Below are 19,501 nucleotides of genomic sequence, written 5' to 3' on the forward strand. Positions count from 1 at the left end.
CGCCAAGCAGTTTTCAGGTCGAGCATCCCCAAAGCCACGGCAAAAGCTGACCCAACAATTGCGATAGCAGCCCGGTTCATCCGCAGCCCCGGCAAATACCCCAAGCCGAAACCCAAGTAGCTCGTTCCCAACACTAGATATTGAAGTGTTATCATAGATAATTAAAACCCTTGGTTGCCCGTTTTTCCACGGTCGAAAATCCTCAAAGTCCAGGCGCGGTAATTGCAGCTCAACCTGCGGCCACCGCAACTAGCGAGAAATATTGCTGGCAAACAATCTACTAACTACAAACAAACAAACACAGGGGTTGCATTGGCAAGTAAAAATCAGCGCGCTGGACAAGTTATAATTTTGTTACAAGTTGTAACTTTTTTAAACAACAGTTTAATTTAGTTTGAGAACAAAGTTAAATTCCAGAAAGTAAAACTAATTATAGTCGAGTTAATCTAAACGTGTTTGCTAAAAAAAGTAATTCAAGCAACCCAGAAACGAACAATTCTCGCTTGACAGGCACGGGCGGCGAACTCGCCGCTACCAAAGTTTCCTGCAGGCCAGAAGTTGAAAAGGATTGGTATCGAAATCTGTACGAAAATTTTCCGGGCATTTACTTCGTTGTAGATGCTTTGGGAAGAGTTTTTTCGCTGAATCAATTCGGCGAGGCTCGTCTCGGCTACAGGTCCCAAGAATTAATGTGTCATTCAATTTTTAACATATTTTACTGCCAAGAGCAAGGGAAAATGCAGGCAGAATTTGCGAGATTGGGACATCCCAAAAATGGTAAGTCAACTCCACAAGTTGCGTGTTGGGAAGGCCGCTTGACTTGCAAAGATGGCCGAATTGTTTGGGTGAAAGCAACCGCGCGGGTCTGGGCGACTGCGGACTGGAAAATAGAGGAAAATAGCGATTCAGTTGGCAATTTCCAACGACCGGCTGTACTGTTGGTCTGCGAAGAAATTAAACCGACTGCGCCAGTAGCAGCCCCGCCCCAGCAAAGGCGAAAGGGAAGGAGTCCAGTTTGGGCGATCGCCAAATTAGCCAAAAGTCAAATTAAAGAACGCAACAATATAGAACAATTCATCCGCGAAGTAACAGAAACTGCTATCAGTATTGTCAACTGCGATCGAGCCAGCATTTGGCTCTACGGCGAAGACAAAACGCAGCTTCACTGCATCGACCTCTACGAACACAATACTAAGTTACATTCCGTACAAATCATCATTACAGCAGCCGACTGTCCCGCGTATTTTCAAGCCTTGAATTCTGCCACCCCGATCGCGACGGTGGCGGCCGAAAATGACCCGAGAACCCGAGAACTTGCCGGCCTTTATTTTGCAGGTCGAGGCACGACTTCCCTGTTAAACGTACCGATTGTACTGGCTGGTCAAAGGTTGGGAATAGTCAGCGCCGAACGTCACGGTGCCACCCGCGAGTGGACAGAAGAAGAACATGAATTTACCCAAATATTAGCAGAATTTGTCTCGTCAAGTTTGTCAGCTAGCGAAAGTTTAAAATTAGAAGCAATGCGGCGAGAACAGCAGCAAAACTTGCTCAGTCAATACTACGATCAACTAGAAGAAAGAGTACAAAGACGCACCGCAGAACTCAAAAAAACTAACACTAAACTGGAACAAGAAATAATCAAAAGAAAGCAAGCAGAAGCAGAAATGCGCCGCCAGCAGCAAGAACAGCAAATTATCTTTGATTCCCTGCCGGCAATGATTTGGTACAAAGATACGGACAGCCGCCTGCTGCGGATCAATCAAGCCGCCGCTGCATCGAGAGGTTTGCCGCCTGCTCAATTAGAAGGAAAATCTTTTTATGAAATCTATCCAGACGAAGCAGAGCAATATTATTTAGAAGATTTAGAAGTAATCAAGTCCGGTGTTGCCAAACTGGGAAAAGTCGAACTGCTGCCAACAGCTTCTGGTCAAAAATGCTGGGTGCGTACAGATAAAATACCTTACCGCGACGAAACAGGTAAAGTAGCTGGCGTCATCATGTTTGCGGTAGATATTACCGATCTAGTTAAAGTAGAAAAAGAATTGCGAGAATATCGCGATCGCCTGTCGGAAAAAGTCGAGAAACGCACTGCCATGTACAGACAGGCAATGGCGGCTTTGTACTCGGCAAACACGCAACTGCAACAGCTAATTAACAACAGCTATTCTGAGGAAAATGGCAGCAGCACAGCAGCAGCACGCCTGCTGGAATCTGAAGCTTATTTTGAAGCAGTTGCCGTGGCAGACCGCGACACAATTTTGAGCGTCAGCAGCGCATTTGCCGAGCTGTTCGGTTACGAACCCGGAGAAATGGCGGGAATGAGCTTGCTAGAACTACTGTCGCCGAAATCTTACAAACAGGGGCCGCAAATGATTTCTGCACCCAGCAATACAGTCTGCGAAACGATTTTTCTCAGGCGGGACGGAACTGCTTTTCCCGCTGACGTTCGCAGCAAATTTGCAGTTTGGGAAGGTCGTTTGGTGCAGGTAAAAGCAGTGCGGAATCTCACGGAACGCAAATTAATCGCCGCAGAATTAGAACGATCGCGCTCTTTGCTGGACGCTATCCTAGAAGCCACAGCCGACGGCATTCTCGCCGTGAGTACGGCGGGAGAACTGATTAGTTTTAACGAAAAGTTAGTTCAAATGTGGGGGATTCATGAAGAAGTTAGAACTTCAATGGATAGAACGGTGCGGCTGACATTTCTCACCAAGCAAGTTAAAGATCCGAGGGCATTTTTGCAGAGAGTTAAAGAAATTTATAACGATGCGGAGTCAAACGGCTGCGATATTCTCGATTTTAAAGACGGCCGGACTTTTGAGCGCTACACGCAGCCGATTCGAGTCGGACAAAATATTATTGGCAGGGTGTGGCGCTTCCGCGATATTACTTCTCGCGAAAAGGTGACGGCAATGTTGGGAGATTCTCAACGGCGCTTTCGGGCGATTTTTGATTCTTCTTTCCAATTTGTTAGCCTCCTGAAACCGGACGGCACTCTGCTGGAAGCTAACCAAACTTCTCTGGATTTCGCCGGAATTAAGCTGCGGGATGTGGCAAATCGCCCGTTTTGGCAGGGGCCTTGGTGGGGAGTTTCTCAGGAAGTTCGGGAACAGTTGCAAGAGGCGATTTCTCGATCGGCAAAAGGTGAATTAGTTCGCTATGAAGTGGAATTTAAAGGCGCGCACCGCACGGCAACTATTGATTTTTCTCTCAAGCCGGTGGCTGATGAAACTGGTAAAATTGTCTTGTTGCTGCCCGAAGGTCGAGATATTACTGAAAGCAAGCAGGTGCAAGTAGCCCTGCGCCAGCAAGTTGAGCGGGAACGCCTGATTGCCCAGATTCAATCTCGCATCCGTTCTTCTCTGGATATCAAAGATATTCTCAATACTACAGTAGCGGAAGTACGGGAGTTTTTGGCAACGGATCGCGTGATTATTTTCCGCTTCCGACCGGATTGGAACGGCGATGTTGTGGTGGAGTCGGTGGCGGAGGGGTGGATGCCGCTGATGGGTATGGCAATTGAGGATTGTTGTTTTGCTAATACTTATATCGGACAGTATTTGAAGGGTAGAATTCGATCGGTGGAAGACATTCACGCTTCTAATTTTGCCGAGTGCCACATCAATTTTTTGGCCGAGTGTCAGGTGAAAGCAAATTTGGTGGTACCCATCGTGCAGCAGGGAATCGAAAACCGCAACGGCAATCCTACTTGTCAAGTGCCGAAGCTGTGGGGTTTGCTGATTGCCCACCACTGTTCTGCACCCCGCGAGTGGCAGCAGTTTGACATGGATTTGCTCAGTCAGTTGGCTACTCAGGTGGCGATCGCGATCGAGCAATCTTTACTTTACCAGCAGCTAGCTGCTGCCAACCTGCGGTTGGACGGGTTGGCGAATTTAGACAGTCTGACTCAGCTAGCTAACCGCCGCCGATTTGACGAGGTGATCAATCGGGAATGGGAACACTCAAGCAGTACCGAACCGCTATCTTTGATCCTGTGCGACATTGACTGTTTTAAACTTTACAACGACAATTACGGCCACCAAGCCGGGGATGCTTGCTTGCAGCGAGTGGCGCGGGCGATCGGCGAAAGTTGCACGAACGTACCCTCAGAACGCCTTTATTTAGCCGCTAGGTACGGCGGTGAGGAATTTGCGGTAATTTTGCCAAATACGGATATCGCGACCGCACAGGCGATCGCCGAGGTAATCCGCCAGCGTGTCAAAGCTTTGGCAATTCCCCACCTCAAGTCTGTTGTCACCGATTGCGTGACTCTCAGCATGGGGGTAGCGATGATTTCGGAAAATCAAAATTCCCCCAAGATGTTGATTGAAGCTGCGGATAAGGCGCTGTATCGGGCTAAGTCTGGCGGGCGCGATCGGGTTGTCAGTTGACCTGGGACAGTTGACATTTGTAGGGTGTGTCGCGATCGACAATCTCTAAATGCGAGTGAAAATCTCATAGATCCGCACCTTGCACATTGAATGAACGAAACAAACCCAACAATTGTTATGTAGCAACATTTTTTCTAAACGGTATTACTAAAAAAACGATCGCCCTCACCGGCATAAGGTCAGTGCGATCGCGATACTATGAATCAGCATTTATCTATCAGACTCCCTGCGGAGTTTTTACGCATTTTTACAGAAGTTGTTACAAAACTTTACTATTGGGTAAAAATATCTCTTTTTTTTGAACCGCAGAGGCCGCAGAGGACGCAGAGGAAGAGAAGAAAGAGAGGAGTTGGCAACTGTTGAGGGATTGCTATAGCAGCAATGCCCCATGCCCCATGCCCAATGCCCAATGCCCAATGCCCAATGCCCAATGCCCAATGCCCACCTATTTAGCTAATAGTTTTTGAAACACCTCATACATATCCTGGGCTAACTGTTTAGGATTCCACAAAGGCGCGAGATGTTCGGGCTGCTTCGACTTAATCAAATGCTGTTTCACCGCATTTCTCAAACCAGCATCGCGCCCAAATTTAACTCCCCACTCTGTGTATTCCTCCCAACTCCAAGCCGCACCCATGTCCAAATTTGCACTTTTGAGAAAAGCGTAACCCATCCGCGAAAGATATTGGTCGCCGGATCTCGTTACCACTGGCAAATTCGCCCACAAAGCCTCTAAATTGTGAGTCCCGCCGTTGTAAGGATAGGAATCTAAAAGCACGTCAGCTACGTAATAAATCGCCCGGTGTTCTTCTTCGCTTCTGGTTTGTCCGATAAACTTGATTCGCTCAAAGTCTACTCCCTGAATGGCGCATTCTTCACGGTATGTGCTGTGAATTATATCTGGATCGCCTTGACCTTTACGAATCAACAAACTATCTGGTACCTGCTTTAGTATTCTAACTTGAGCTTGTACCATTTCTGGATTAGTTTTTCTTCCTGGAGCAACGCACAAATAAGTCATTTGATTCAAGCCAATTCCGAGAGCATTTCTGATTCCTTCTCGATTCACGGGAATGCTTTGCAGTTCGCCAATTGCTACCGAACAACTAGGCAATCTGACTAACTGTTCTAAGTAATTTTTTTCGACACCGGGCGGGTGAGTGTGTTCGTCGCACAGAAAGTAATGATTCTCGGAGATGTATGGCGCGTCGAAGCCCAGCCAAGAAACGCAAATTCCCGCCGGATATTGGTACAGCACTTCGACGTTTGTCGGGACTGTCATTGAGTCTAAGTCGATTAAAACATCTAAGTCGTCTTCTACTACTTCGGCGAGGATTTCGCCGCCGTCAGCAAATCCGTTGGGATATTTTTTCGGCCAGTAAAACTTGCCTGCCATTTCTTCAAACCGCTGTGTAACTTCATCTCGGTTGAGTTTACCTGTCACGTAAAGGTGAACGTGCGGAGTAATGCGGCTTAATTCGCGAATTAAAGCTTCGCTGCACCAGCCTACTGAGTGGCGGCGGAAGTGTTTGGAAAGGAAGCCGATTTTTAGAGGCTGTTGTTTGGTGAGGGAATTTGCTGATTTGATTTTGTTGGGCTTATAGCGCTGCGGGACGGCTTTTTTGTAGTATTCTTTGGCAATTAGTCGGTAAAAACTGGCATTTTTATCGCGGTTGTCTCGCAGGTGGGAAACTGCAAACAGGAAGATTTCGTAGAGCAGTTTTAGTTCGATAACGCTAAAGGTTTCAACCTTTTCGTAGCAGAGTTTTTCGATTTCTTCTAGTTTCTCAATTGCCTGTTTGCTGACGCCTGATTGCAGGTACGAAAAGACGTAGGCTGTGGCTGACATGACTGGGGCATTGTCGCCGCAGAATTCGCAGTATTTGTCGGCTACGTTGCGCGCTCCTGCTAGGTTTGTGGAGTGGCTGAGCAAGTCGCACAGTTGTTGGTGGGCTTCGCTGAATTTGGGGTTGCATTCGATCGCCTTTTCAAAATAGGCGATCGCCTCCAAGGGCTTATCTTGTTTCTGAATGTGTCCCATGCGGCAGTAAACCTCGGCCCAATCCGGTTTTAATGCCAAAGCTTGCTGATAGCTGGCTAATGCTTCTTCCAGCCGCCCCTGCATGGAAAAACAACTGCCGAGGTTAGCATGAACTTCGGGCCAATCTGGCTTAATTTTGAGAGTATTTTGGTAATTAGCAATCGCTTCTTCGTACTTGCATTGCTGTAAAAAAGAATTGCCTAAGTTGAAGTGCAGCACTTCTAATTCTGGCTTTAAGGCTACAGCTTGCTGGTAAGCAGCGATGGCTGCGTCGAGATTGCCTTGTTGCGATCGCGCGCTGCCGATGTTAGCATAAGCTTCTGCCCAATCTGGTTTAATGGCGATCGCCTTGGAGTAGCTGTCAATGGCTTCGTCGCGCTTGCCTTGACCAAACAGTCGGTTTCCTAGATTAAAGTGGAAGTCTGCGCCGACAAGTTGCGGGTTGAGTTCGGATGTTCTTTGAAAACAGGCGATCGCAGCTTCGACATTGCCGTGTTTGTGATATACTTTGCCTAAATTCCAGTGAGCGCCCGCTAAATCGGGACTGAGGGCGATGGCTTCTTGGTAATGGGCGATCGCCTCTGCCAAACGCCCCATTTTGAAATACATACTGCCGATATTGGCGCGCACTTCCGCAAAATTCGGCTGCAATTCTAAGGCTTGAGAATAAGAGCGAATTGCAGCTTCAAGTTTGCCTCCCGCTTGTAAAGCATTACCTAAAGTTACGTAAGCGTGGATGAAATCAGGTCGAATTTTTAGCGCTTGGTGGCACGCTGCGATCGCCTCTTGAATTTTACCTTTAACTAAAAAATTTTCTGCCAGTTTTTTGTACTGTTGTACTTCTTGAAAATTAGCAACTTGTGTGCTATCAGGAACATTCAGCGAGGTAACTTGTTCGGAAACTTCGGCGGGGTTGGTAAACGCAGTATTTAAATTCTCAGGGGTGCCTACTGGCGGCAAATTGAGGCTCGAAGGCTGCAAGCCATAGCCTTCATCTTTGTTGACAGATACTGGTTTTTCCTCGTCAAATTCTGTTTCTAATTCCAGAAATTTGCTATCGGTAGTTGGCTGCTGTTGTTGGGCGATTAAACTCGATAATTGCTCAGCAGCGCTAGCATCTCCCGGTTGCAGTTGCAGCACTTTTTGACAGCAAGCAATTGCTGCGTCTAACTTTCCTTGCTGCTGCAAAACGCTGGCTAGCATCAAATGAACAGAGCACAAACGGGGATTAATAGCAACAGCTTTTTGGTAATAATTTACCGCCTGTGCCAATTGCCCTAGCTTGTAATACATACTGCCGAGATTGGCGCTTGCTTCGGCAAATTGCGGGTTAATTTGTAAAGCTTGCGAATAAACTTTAATTGCCATTTCCAGCTTGTCTTGAGCGTGCAGGGCATTACCCGCTGTCAAGTAAGCGGCAGCAAAATTCGGTTGAAATTTTATCGCGAGATTGCATTGGGCGATCGCGCGATCGAATTCTCCTTGCACAACATAAACTTCCGCCAATTTTTGATTAATTTCCGCATCTTTGGGATTGAACTCTAAAGCTTTTTGATAATTCTCGATCGCGCGATCGAGATTTCCTGCATCTTTCAGACGATTTCCCTTGACAAAATATGTTTGAGCTGATTCTAAATCCACCAAAAATTCTGCAACCATTTGCTCTGCCACTCTTACAGGTTTTACACTAATACTATTCAGCCATTGTACCCACTCTCGGGAATGCACAGACTAAGTACACCCTCGATTCATATATTCTACCTGCTGTCTCAGATGATTTTCAGCAGTTGCGCCGCCCGCACCCGTACACTCTTTTAAAACTGCGACTGTCGCCTCGACAAACCGCCTTGTATATCCCTCCCAATCCGGTTTACCCGCACGCTGCCAATTAGTTATCGATGCCAAATTTTCCATTCCTGACATTGCAACTAGACGCGCAAATCCGGCAGTTGTTTCCGGCAAAGCTGCCAATTCACTCGTCACAATCCGGCAACCGCTGGCCATCGCTTCCATCACGGCAATCGATGACGTTTCCAAATAAGTATTGGGGTAAGCTAAAACCGCCACTGAACGCAGTTGCCGGACGAGTTCGGGCTGCGGTACGGAACCGATGTACTCGATGCCTGCTATTGCCTGACACTGTTCGTAAAGTTCGCCTAAAAAAAGCTGGTTATCATTATCCTCTATTTGGTGTACTTTCATGCTGGAAAATACTTTCAATCTGGTTCCCGGGACAGCTTGACGAATTTGGGGAAAAACTTTTAATAAAATATCTAGTCCGCGAAAGCGAGTGCTGGTGTAAGCGATAATTGGCGGTTGAGCTTTTTGCGATCGGATAGAAATATTATCGGGGAAGATGTTAGCAAAACCAGGTGCAATCGCATTTCTTAAAACACAACTGCGATTTAAATCAATTCCAAAACGAGCGTAAAATTGCTGGCGCTGCCAGTCGCTGACAAAAACAAAAGCATCGACAGCATTAATTTCTCGCTTATTCTTAAAATTCTCAAGAAATATAAAGCCGGGTTCGTTATGAATCCACAAAATTAACTTTGTCTGTTGGCCCAAAAGTGGCTTGACTTCCAGCACTTTACAGACCATATTCACTATAACCAAAAAATCGAGCGATCGCAGTAATTCTAAATTAGCATTATCCCCCACCCGCAGCCGACAATCAACACCGCGCCACATCCCCGGTTCGGAAGTATTGTTGAGTAGAAATACCTCATTTCCCTGGGCTACCAACGCCTCAGCTAAATAACAAATAGCCGATTGAGTGCCACCCAAAGGTTCGCGGTAAGGAGTTTCAATATTGTAATCCCAAGTATAGGTATCGAGAAATCCGATTTTCATTGTGGCAATTATCCGCCGATTTGCGAACTGTATTTTTTATTTAACCGCAGAGGGCGCAGAGGACACAGAGAAGAAAGAGAGAAGTTCCCACTTGAAATAATTTGCGAGTTCCCTCTCTTCTGGTTCTTCTTCCTCTCTGCGTTCTCTGCGTTCTCTGCGGTTAAATAAATCCATAATAAATGGTATAATCTTAAAGCTATTGAGGAATACCGAACATGACCACAGAACAAGACCCCGTAAAATTGATGAAACAGCAAGTCGGCTTTGCTGCTGCCGATCGCGTAAAATCAGGTATGATTGTCGGACTCGGCACGGGGTCAACTACAGCTTATACTATTCAAGCATTGGGCGATCGCATAAAATCAGGCGAACTCAAAGATATCAAAGGAGTCCCGACATCCTTTCAATCAGAAGTATTAGCCAAACAGTACGGAGTACCGCTGACAACCCTCGATGAAATTGACAGAATTGACGTAGCGATTGACGGCGCTGACGAAGTAGATCCGCACCTCAACTTAATTAAAGGTGGTGGCGCTGCCCACACCCGCGAAAAAGTTGTCGATTGTCTGGCTGCTCAATTTATTGTAGTAGTTGACAGTTCCAAAATGGTAGATAAGTTGGGTTCGACTTTTCGCGTCCCCATCGAAGTGATACCGATGGCAATTGCCCCCGTTACCCGCGCCATTGAAAAATTAGGTGGCAAACCAGAACTCCGCATGGGAATCAGAAAAGCAGGCCCAGTAATTACCGACCAAGGTAATATGGTAATCGACGTTCAATTTGATAACCTTGACAATCCTGCGGAATTAGAACAAACTCTGAATAACATTCCCGGCGTGTTAGAAAATGGCTTGTTTGTCAACTGTACAGATTTAGTTTTAGTCGGCGAAATTCAAGACGGCAAACCAGTAGTCCGCGAGATTTATAAATAGTCAGAACTTACTCACAGGTTGTCAAAAACTCTTTGTGGAACAGGCATCTTGCCTGTTCTTGTAAAAACGAATATAGCGTTTTTACAAGAAGTTAGCTTCGGAAAAATGTTAACTTGTATGGTGAGTCTCTCAACTGTCAACTGTCAACTGTCAACTGTCAACTGTTTATGATGCAATATCGCAGATTCGGCCGCACAGAATTATCCATGCCCGTCTTTTCCTGCGGCGGCATGAGATATCACCACAAATGGCAAGACGTGCCAGCAAATGAAATTCCACCAGGCAATCAACAAAATCTAGAAGCAACGATTCGTTACTCGATCGAATGCGGCATCAATCACATAGAAACTGCGCGCGGCTACGGCACTTCTGAGATGCAGTTGGGCTGGATTTTGCCGCAATTTCCGCGCGAAAAGTTGATAGTGCAAACAAAAGTTTGCCCTCAAGCTAACTCCGAGGCGTTTCGCGAAGAGTTTGATAAATCATTGGCTTATTTGCAACTAGAATATGTCGATTTGTTTTCCCTACACGGCATTAATACATGGGAATTGCTAGAAGATTCTATGCGCCCGGGCGGCTGCTTGGATGTGGCGAAAAAGTTGCAAGCAGAAGGCAAAGTTAGATTTATTGGTTTTTCCACTCACGGCCCTACAGATGTGATTGTTAAAACCATTAAAACCAATCAATTTGATTATCTGAACTTGCACTGGTATTACATCAATCAAATTAATTGGCCGGCCATTGAAGCTGCTAAACGTCACGACATGGGCGTTTTTGTTATCAGTCCTTCCGACAAAGGCGGTCAACTTTACAACCCGCCACAAAAATTGGTGGATTTGTGCTATCCGCTGAGTCCGATGGTGTTTAATGATTTGTTTTGTTTGTCGCACCCGCAAGTACATACTTTGAGTTTGGGTGCAGCAAAGCCTGAAGATTTTAACGAGCATCTGCAAGCTGTAGAATTGTTAGATAAAGCCGATGAATTGTTGCCGCCGATATTAGCAAGGTTAGAAAATGCAGCAATTGAAAAATTAGGAGCAGATTGGTTTAAAACTTGGGACTTCGGTTTGCCAACAATCGAAAATACTCCCGGAGAGGTTAACATTCGAGTGATTTTGTGGCTGTGGAATTTGGCGAATGCTTACGATATGATCGACTATTGCAAGATGCGCTACAACCTCTTAGGTAACGCCAGCCACTGGTTTCCGGGCAAAAAAGCCGTGAAGCGCAGCTATCCCGTAGGGAATCGCCTCGATGAATTAGACTTGCGCCGCTGTCTCGCCCACAGCCCCCATGCTGCTAAAATTCCTGGTATTCTGCAAAAAGCCGATCGACTTTTTGGAGGCGAAGCCGTGCAACGCTTGTCCCAAGAATAATGGAAAAAACCCGGTTTCGACAGAGAAACCGGGTTGATTAACCGGAACACGTGAGATTTACTCACCAGCACCTAATTAGCCTATACTTGAAAGACTGTCACAACCATCGCCCATCCGTCTCATCCATTCGGGCGATTGAACTTTTTTTCCAAACTCGCTCCCATTTTGCTTTAAGCTGAGATAAAACAGTTAATAATTTACCGTCATCACAGGGGATTTAAGCCCCCACCTTTAGGTGAATTTTTTTTAGTCTGGGGCTTAAATCCCCAGCCTAAAAAAATCACTGTCAACTGTCAACCCCTCGACTTCGCTCGGGGCAAGCTGTCAACTGTCAACTGTTAATTAGGTTCTTTTATGACTCTTAAACGTCGAGATTTCTTGTATATGCTAACGGCCAGCGTCGGAGCTATTACCGCAGGTGCTTGCCAAGCGTCAGGAAATAATGTAGTACAAGCAAGTCCATCCCCAGGAAGCCCAAAAGTAGCTCAAACTCCCGGGCCTTTTACACTGCCTCCTCTGCCTTACGAATACAACGCTTTAGAACCGCACATCGACGCGCGGACAATGCAATTTCACCACGACAAACACCACGCCGCCTACGTTAAAAACCTCAACGATGCTGTCAATAAATACCCGAATCTCAAAAACGTAACTGTTGAAAATATGCTCAAAGATTTGAGCAAAGTGCCGGAAGATATTCGCACAACTGTACGCAATAACGGTGGCGGACACCTCAATCACAGTATGTTTTGGGAAATCATGAGTCCCAAGGGCGGCGGCGAACCCACAGGGGCAATTGCCACAGCAATTAAGCAAAGTTTTGGTAGTGTTGAAGATTTTAAAGCCAAGTTTAATGAGGCTGGTACTAAGCGTTTTGGCAGTGGTTGGGTGTGGCTGGTTCGCAATAAAGCCGGCAAACTTGAGATTACAACTACTGGCAATCAAGACAGTCCTTTCAGTGATGGCAACTATCCAATTATGGGCAATGATGTTTGGGAACACGCTTATTATCTCAAATACCAAAACCTCCGCGCTGACTACTTAAAAGCTTGGTGGAATGTGGTTAATTGGCCGGAAATTAACAAACGCTACGAAAAGGCGATCGGCTAGTTTAACAAAGATAAGACAGCGGTTAAAATAACCGCCATCTTATCTGCAAACGACTCTAGCTAGCGAAGGGGACGCTCAAATTGCTGTACATTTTTCCGCAAGTAAACGCAGTGGCGCGCCCCCTGACTCGTCGGGGTAGTGAATGATTCGACTGACTCAAGCGTACCGCCCAAACGCTCGATCGCACTTTGCAACTCTGTTTCTTCCTCCACCGTCCAATTCCCTCGGTAAAGTACGGCTAAACCGTCATTTTTGAGCAAAGGTAGCGCGTATTTAGCACACATAGAAGCTGCCCCAACTGCTCTGAGAAGGGCTAAATCGTAAGCTTGTTTGTGTGGCAACTGCCGCGCAATTTCATCGGATCTGCCCAGCAAAGTCGCAGCATTTTCTATGCCCAAAGATGGTACAACCGTGTCCAGGAAAGTGATTTTCTTGCGAGTTGAATCTAGGAGAGTGACTGATAGATGCGGTAGGGCGATCGCGATCGGCAACCCCGGAAAACCCCCACCAGTCCCGATATCGATCGCCTTCAACACCGATTTAGCGGGCAATTCGACATTTTCAGCCAAATTGTGATGAGGTGGCAGCATTCTAGCAATTCCCCGCAGAGAATCCCACAAATGTTTTTCCCAAAACTCAACAGGTTCAGTAATGCGAGTTAAATTCAAGGAACGATTGCCCTCAACAACTAACTCATAAAGCCGCTGAAATTGTTGCTGCTGCGACTCATCCGGCTGCCAATTCAGCGTTTCCTGCCACAATTCATTCATCTGGGGCAACATAATAATTTCGGTCTGGTTCATATTCTAATAACTATCGAAAGAACTAATGACTAATAAATGCTGTTCGATCGCGGGGACAGCACTAATGACAAATGACCACCCTTCGGCTTCGCTCTTCGGGCCAGATGACCAATGCCCTATGCCCCATGCCCTATGCCCCATGCCCCATGCCCCATGCCCAATGACCAATGACCAATGACTACTGACTCACACAACTAGCTTCCTTAGCCTCTAACTTCGCGCGATCGACCTCCTGCAAATCCCCGTGATCCAACGTCCAAAACTTATCAGCAACGCTCAACAAATCGCTAGCATCGTGAGTAACAATCAATAAAGTCCAGTGACTTTTTAACTTACCCAGCAAGCTGACTAACTGGCGGCGCATCGACCAATCCAAACCCGCCGTCGGTTCATCCAAAAGCAACAAATGCGGCTGCCGAATTAACTGCACCGCCAGCGCTACTCGGCGCTGTTGTCCGCCACTCAAAGCGTGGGGGGAAGCGTGCAGCGGCAAATGTCCGAGTCCCACTTCTGCCATCGCTGAGTTAATTTGTTCTTGTCCTAATTCTGGATGTCCCAACCGCAATTCTTCTAAAATAGTGCCTCCGCAAAAATGCCTTTCAGGAAACTGGAACACTAAACCTCCTAACTGTTGCAAGTGTTCCGGTGTTAATTCTTGCTCTCGCCAGCGGATGTCACCGCTAGTTTTTTCTGCTAAACCTGCTAATATTTCTAAGAGCGTACTTTTACCTGAACCGCTGCGCCCGACAATCAGCCCCATTTGCTGCGATGGCAGTTCTAAGTTAATCTTTTTAAGAATGGCATTGGGACAGGCTGTTGGATGATAGACTAAGTTTTTTAGATACAGCATTAATGCAATTGGTAATTGGGAATGGGTAATTGGGAATTGGGAATTGTGTATCCCTCAGCTCCTGGTTGTGCTATTAATAGTTAAGGTTGTTTTTGGCTGGTGCCGATCGCCCACAATTATTTTACATAAATCTTTACAATGATTTCCGGTTTTTTTGAGCTTTGGTGTTTGATATTTGACCTTTTTTATGATATCATTTAATAATGGAAATGTGTTGTGTCATATATATGATGAGTCACACTCCCATTATTAAAATATACCGCAACAGCCACAAAAAATCAAGCAAATTTAACTCTTTTTTGGTCGCGGCCCGATAGTCGGAAAACGTAACTCTCTAGTTTCTAGCTTACAATATATTGCAATCAAACAATTGATTATGACGAAAAACCCTTTAGGATCGCTTGGGAAGCAAATGTTAAGTTACAAACAGACAGTACGGGCGATCGCCCTGGGAGCAAGTGCGATCGCCCTGATCACCTGCATCAACTCCGCAGTAGCGGGCGATCCCTTTCGCTCCAGTAACCAGCAGGCGATCGGGCCAAACACCGAAACAGCCTTCAAAACAATGTTTCAGCAAGGAAACTACAAACAAGCAAAAGCCCAAGTTCAACAAGCACTATCAGCCGAACCAAACGAGCCGCTAGCCTATGCAATGGCAGCCTCATTATCCTACATCGAGCAAGACTTCAACTCGATGAATACCTACGCCCAAAAAACCCGCGAAATTGGCGAAAAATTGACCAAGACTAACCCCTTGCGCGGCAACATTTACACAGCAGCAGGTCACTTTCTAGAAGGAGCAAATGCCATAGCCAAAGAAGGAACAGCCAAAGGCGCACCCCAAGCACTCAACAAACTGCGAGTCGTATTTCAATACTTAGACGCAGCAGAAAAAATAGCTCCCAACGACCCAGAACTCAACCTAATCAAAGGCTACATGGACTTAATGCTAGCCTCAAACCTACCATTTTCTAACCCCACCGATGCCATTAAACGACTCGAAGAAAAAGCCTCACCCCGCTACTTAGCCTATCGTGGCATCGCCGTAGGCTATCGAGACTTAAAAAAGTACGATCGCGCCTTAGAATTCGCCAACAAATCCCTAGCTGAAACACCCACAAACCCCGAAATATTTTATCTCAAAGCACAAGTATTATTTGCTCAAGCCAAGACTCAATCCAACAACAAAACCCTACTTGAGGAAGCCCGAAAAAACTTTGATGTGGCCTTAGCAAAACCAGACCAACTACCGCGCAGTTTAGTAGCCGAAATCTTCTTTCAGCAGTGCAAAACCCGCAACCGTCTCGACAGCAAATCTCGGGATTGTGACCCGATGCGCGATAAAATTAGAGATGCAGATGGCATCTGGGGCCCGACAGCCTTACCACAATTATAGAAATACCAAAAAACTATGCAAGTAAAGTTTCGCGAGTTTAACCCATTCGATCTCTGGATTTGGCTGAAGTTCAGCAACGTGCCTTCAAACGGTGAAAAACAGTATGTTGAAGAAGTGTTTGACTCTTGGTTTTTCTTGGGAAAACTCGGAGGATTCAATGCGGAAAATTTGCAAGTTCAAGATGAAGGCTTAGACATCAGTGACATGGATTACGATGTCAATCTAGCCGACCAAAGCATGATGGCTTTGATGCACAATATGGGAGAAATGGAGTATCAAGGTTCTTGGGCTCGCTGTTGGTTCGATTTGGGGACTAGCGACGCCATCAGTCTCGATGTTTTAATTAATGTTTTTCAGCAACTCAGCAAAGAATTTGTAACGATTGAAAAACTGATTATCGGCGGGGAGAATAAAAATTGGCCTGTGGAAAACAGTCGCAGTCGAGAGGCTTTTGTTGATAATTAGTCATTGGGCATGGGGCATGGGCCAAACAGGGCATTGGGCATTGGGCATGGGGCATGGGGCATGGGCCAAACAGGTCATTGGCCAAACAGGTCATTGGCCAAACAGGTCATTGGTCATTAGTCATTAGTCATTGGTCATTTGTCATTAGTTAGACGGAAGAATCAAGAAATAAGCAGGGGCAGCCAATTACAAATTAAAAATTACCCATTATCCATTATCCATTATCCATTACCCATTACCAGATATATACCAGTTCTCAAAAAAGTGAGGATAGCCCTATGCCCCATGCCCATAGCCCCATGCCCTATGCCCCATGCCCACCGAATGTGTCAGGTGCGGATCTATGAGATTTTCGATTAAATTTAGAAATTGTTCTTTCTTCGACGCACCCTACAAATACTGTTCGAGGATTTTGGTAAAATGGTAGAATTATGGAAAAATTACCTAAAATTCGTGTAATTGTTCTAGGATTAATTCGATCGCGCGATCGCATTTTCGTTTCCCAATTCCAAGATCCAGTAAAACAAGACACATTGTACCGATCTCTGGGCGGCGGCGTAGAATTCGGAGAACACAGTTGCGACGCTTTGCACAGAGAATTTCAAGAAGAAATTCAAGCCGAGTTAACCAATATCCAATATTTAGCTTGTTTGGAAAACATTTTTATTTTCAATGGCCAAGCCGGACACGAATTAATACAACTCTACCAGTGCGATTTTGTTGACTCCAGATTCTATGAATTGGAAAGTTTAGATTTTGTAGACGGCAACTTGAAATGTACCGCATTGTGGATGCCTGTTGACCGCTTTCGATCGGGCGAATTACGTCTAGTTCCAGAAAGCTTTCTCGACTATTACGAAGGCTGATAACTAAATCGACCCAAATCCCAACCAGCAAATACCTTAAAGGCAATTTTCACCGAAAATATTTGCAGTAGAAGCGGGTTTTACCAGGAAATACTTGCCAAAGCTAACCAGATAGATCGACCCGCCCCTTCCGCTTTCCCTAGCGAAGATTAGGTAAAATGCTGTAGAGAAAAGAGTTAATAAAACTTAGGGCTAGAGCACCCAACAAAGCACTCCAAATTCCCCAGCGCAAGCGAAACCCATCAACTAGCCAAGCCGCCAATCCAAAGATAGCAGTGTTGATAACAATCATAAACAAACCAAAAGTTATCAACAAAGCTGGGAAACTAAACATCATAAAAATCGGTCGCACCACAGCATTCAGCAATCCAAAAACCGCCGCCGAAACCATCGCCTTTTGAAACCCGTCAATGTCCACCCCGATGGGCAACTTGGAAATAATAAAAAAGCTCACAGAAGTTACCAGCCAAGCAATTGCCAGTGAAACGATATCCATCTGCTTATCTCCTTAAAAACCTAAACATTAAATCGGAACAACAACACATCCCCCTCTTGTACAACATACTCTTTTCCTTCACTGCGAAGTAAGCCTTTTTCCTTAGCCGCATTCATCGCGCCGGTAGCCACCAAATCTTCATAAGCTACAGTTTCGGCCCGGATGAAACCCCGCTCAAAATCAGAGTGAATCACCCCCGCAGCTTGCGGTGCTAACATTCCTGCGATAATCGTCCAAGCGCGAGTTTCCTTTGGCCCGCTAGTGAAATAAGTCCGCAAACCCAATAATTCGTAAGTAGCTCGAATCAAAGATTTTAAGCCACCTTCAGTCACCCCCAGAGATTCTAAGAAATCTGCTCGTTCTTCCTCTGGTAGTTCTACCAATTCTGACTCGACTTGCGCCGAAACTATGACAACCTTAGCATTTTCTTTGGCTGCTATTTCCCGGACTTGTTCGACATAGCTATTTCCGGTTCCCAAATCGTCTTCTGATACGTTCGCCGCATAGATAATCGGCTTGTTTGTTAATAATTCTAAACCTTTAACTAATTCTGCTTCTTCGTCAGTTAAACTCGATTGGCGTACTGGTTTTTCGGCATTCAAAACCACAACTAACTTTTCAAGCACGTTCACTTCTGCTTGAGCTTCCTTGTTGTTGCGGGCTTGTTTGCGAGTGCGATCGAGTCTGCGTTCAATTTGAGCCAAATCTGCTAAAATCAGTTCGAGATTGATAATGTCAATATCTCGCTGGGGATCGACAGAACCCGAAACGTGAATGATATCATCATTGTCAAAACAGCGGACAACGTGGACGATCGCATCTACAGCCCGAATGTGAGACAAAAACTGATTTCCCAGCCCTTCGCCCTGACTCGCACCCTTCACCAAACCTGCAATATCGACAAACTCCATCCGCGTCGGCACAGTTTGCACAGAATTGGAAATATTGCTCAGCACCTTCAACCGTTCGTCGGGTACTGCCACGATACCCGTATTTGGCTCGATCGTACAAAAAGGAAAATTAGCAGCAGTCGCCTTGGCATTAGCCACCAAAGCATTAAACAGAGTAGATTTGCCAACATTAGGCAGTCCGACAATTCCGGCGGTAAGCATAGCTATTTAGAAATATCACTGTTTCAAAATATCATAAGTATCCGCAATATATCGGACAAGCTGCCCAAATTTCAAGCCTGTGCTCGCCTAAATGTCTAACTTTAGGTAGATGGCTTAACGGTTCACAAGTGGCTACACAAAAAAGCGATCGCCCGAAACCTGTCCCTGTCCCTTATTTATCCACAAATTGGGGACTTGCCAGAAACTCGGTTTGGGCGATCGACCTTACAAATTCTGTTAAACTTCACTGCGGGCTACTTTCCCCACATAGTGCAACTGTAGGGAAGATCCAAACTCATATCCAGTCACTCATCCCCAATCTAAAATCCAAAATCCCAAATCTAAAATATTATTAGATTGGTTCAGGGATTGTCTGAGGAATAGGCCCCGGAACTGTTTGAGGAATCGGAGAAGGTACAGTTTCCGGCACCGGTTCAGGAATTGGCTGCGGAATTGGTGCAGGAACCGGTTCCGGTACGGGGCCAGGAATCGGTTCCGGTACCAGCCCAGGGCCCGGCACCGGTGGCGATGCAGGAATCTCCGGCAATCCCGGTTCAGTACCGGGAATTTGCGGGCCTGGAAACGGACTAGGGTTAGGAAAAATCATGTTAGTTTTGTGCTCAGCTAATAGGGATGTTTCAAAAACAATTGGCCGCCAATTCCAGCTATCTTTTAAAACAAAAACAACCGATTTGTGGTATTGGTTAATTAGAGTTGACAGACTTGAAAAACACCTTAAATTTATCTGCGTCTATCTGCGTCTATCTGCGTCTATCTGCCTTCATCTGCGGTTGAACTCTCAATCAAACA

At 45.9% G+C, this 19,501-nt stretch carries 14 protein-coding genes; 7 read left to right on the forward strand and 7 right to left on the reverse strand.

The annotated features are described in order from the left end of the window. Positions 1-452: 452 nt before the first annotated feature. Positions 453-4,391, forward strand: a complete 3,939-nt coding sequence (locus tag QZW47_RS06320) for a PAS domain S-box protein (RefSeq protein ID WP_293125185.1) — start codon at positions 453-455, stop codon at positions 4,389-4,391. Positions 4,392-4,836: 445 nt separating this feature from the next. On the opposite strand, the gene QZW47_RS06325 is transcribed toward QZW47_RS06320, so the two are convergent. Together QZW47_RS06325 and QZW47_RS06330 are read right to left on the reverse strand one after the other, a co-directional pair. Further along, on the reverse strand, positions 4,837-8,091 hold the full coding sequence (locus QZW47_RS06325) for a tetratricopeptide repeat protein (protein WP_293125187.1): 3,255 nt from the start codon (positions 8,089-8,091) through the stop codon (positions 4,837-4,839). A gap of 72 nt (positions 8,092-8,163) precedes the next feature. Then, a complete protein-coding gene (locus QZW47_RS06330; RefSeq protein ID WP_293125189.1) occupies positions 8,164-9,285 on the reverse strand; it encodes a glycosyltransferase family 4 protein in 1,122 nt (373 codons plus the stop codon). A gap of 215 nt (positions 9,286-9,500) precedes the next feature. Here QZW47_RS06330 and rpiA point away from each other — a divergent pair, with 215 nt between their 5' ends. The 3 genes from rpiA (at position 9,501) to QZW47_RS06345 (ending at position 12,703) form a co-directional block, all read left to right on the forward strand. After that, positions 9,501-10,217 carry a ribose-5-phosphate isomerase RpiA gene (gene rpiA, locus QZW47_RS06335; RefSeq protein WP_293125191.1) on the forward strand — a complete coding sequence of 239 codons (717 nt, stop codon included), beginning with the start codon at positions 9,501-9,503 and terminating at the stop codon, positions 10,215-10,217. A gap of 170 nt (positions 10,218-10,387) precedes the next feature. After that, the gene (locus QZW47_RS06340; protein WP_366930822.1) at positions 10,388-11,593 is read left to right on the forward strand and encodes an aldo/keto reductase; all 1,206 of its coding nucleotides are present in this window, start codon (positions 10,388-10,390) and stop codon (positions 11,591-11,593) included. A gap of 354 nt (positions 11,594-11,947) precedes the next feature. Next, on the forward strand, positions 11,948-12,703 hold the full coding sequence (locus QZW47_RS06345; RefSeq protein ID WP_293125194.1) for a Fe-Mn family superoxide dismutase: 756 nt from the start codon (positions 11,948-11,950) through the stop codon (positions 12,701-12,703). Positions 12,704-12,762: 59 nt separating this feature from the next. Here QZW47_RS06345 and rsmG read toward each other — a convergent pair whose 3' ends face one another. Together rsmG and QZW47_RS06355 are read right to left on the reverse strand one after the other, a co-directional pair. Continuing rightward, complete coding sequence (rsmG, locus tag QZW47_RS06350; protein WP_293125196.1) at positions 12,763-13,506, reverse strand: 16S rRNA (guanine(527)-N(7))-methyltransferase RsmG; 744 nt, start codon at positions 13,504-13,506, stop codon at positions 12,763-12,765. Positions 13,507-13,684: 178 nt separating this feature from the next. Beyond that, positions 13,685-14,356: an ABC transporter ATP-binding protein gene (locus QZW47_RS06355; protein WP_293125198.1), complete on the reverse strand. Its 672-nt coding sequence runs from the start codon at positions 14,354-14,356 to the stop codon at positions 13,685-13,687. A 412-nt stretch (positions 14,357-14,768) separates the two neighbouring features. Here QZW47_RS06355 and QZW47_RS06360 point away from each other — a divergent pair, with 412 nt between their 5' ends. From QZW47_RS06360 to QZW47_RS06370, 3 genes are all read left to right on the forward strand, one after another. Then, positions 14,769-15,752 (forward strand): Sll0314/Alr1548 family TPR repeat-containing protein, encoded by a 984-nt coding sequence (locus QZW47_RS06360; protein WP_293125200.1) that lies wholly within the window; start codon positions 14,769-14,771, stop codon positions 15,750-15,752. Between the two features lie 15 nt (positions 15,753-15,767). Continuing rightward, complete coding sequence (locus QZW47_RS06365) at positions 15,768-16,217, forward strand: DUF3531 family protein (protein WP_293125202.1); 450 nt, start codon at positions 15,768-15,770, stop codon at positions 16,215-16,217. A 431-nt stretch (positions 16,218-16,648) separates the two neighbouring features. Beyond that, positions 16,649-17,083 (forward strand): NUDIX domain-containing protein, encoded by a 435-nt coding sequence (locus tag QZW47_RS06370; RefSeq protein WP_293125204.1) that lies wholly within the window; start codon positions 16,649-16,651, stop codon positions 17,081-17,083. A gap of 139 nt (positions 17,084-17,222) precedes the next feature. Here QZW47_RS06370 and QZW47_RS06375 read toward each other — a convergent pair whose 3' ends face one another. The 3 genes from QZW47_RS06375 to QZW47_RS06385 all read right to left on the reverse strand — a co-directional run bounded on the left by QZW47_RS06375 (position 17,223) and on the right by QZW47_RS06385 (position 19,298). Beyond that, positions 17,223-17,579, reverse strand: coding sequence for a phage holin family protein (locus QZW47_RS06375; RefSeq protein WP_293125206.1), 357 nt, complete (start codon positions 17,577-17,579; stop codon positions 17,223-17,225). A 20-nt stretch (positions 17,580-17,599) separates the two neighbouring features. Beyond that, entirely contained in the window at positions 17,600-18,691 is a 1,092-nt protein-coding gene (gene ychF / locus QZW47_RS06380) for a redox-regulated ATPase YchF (protein WP_293125208.1), read from the reverse strand. Between the two features lie 352 nt (positions 18,692-19,043). Then, the gene (locus QZW47_RS06385; protein ID WP_293125210.1) at positions 19,044-19,298 is read right to left on the reverse strand and encodes a gamma-aminobutyric acid A receptor, epsilon-like protein; all 255 of its coding nucleotides are present in this window, start codon (positions 19,296-19,298) and stop codon (positions 19,044-19,046) included. Positions 19,299-19,501 lie beyond the last annotated feature (203 nt).

Origin of the sequence: Microcoleus sp. bin38.metabat.b11b12b14.051, assembly GCF_013299165.1 — a bacterium.
GTDB lineage: Bacteria > Cyanobacteriota > Cyanobacteriia > Cyanobacteriales > Microcoleaceae > Microcoleus.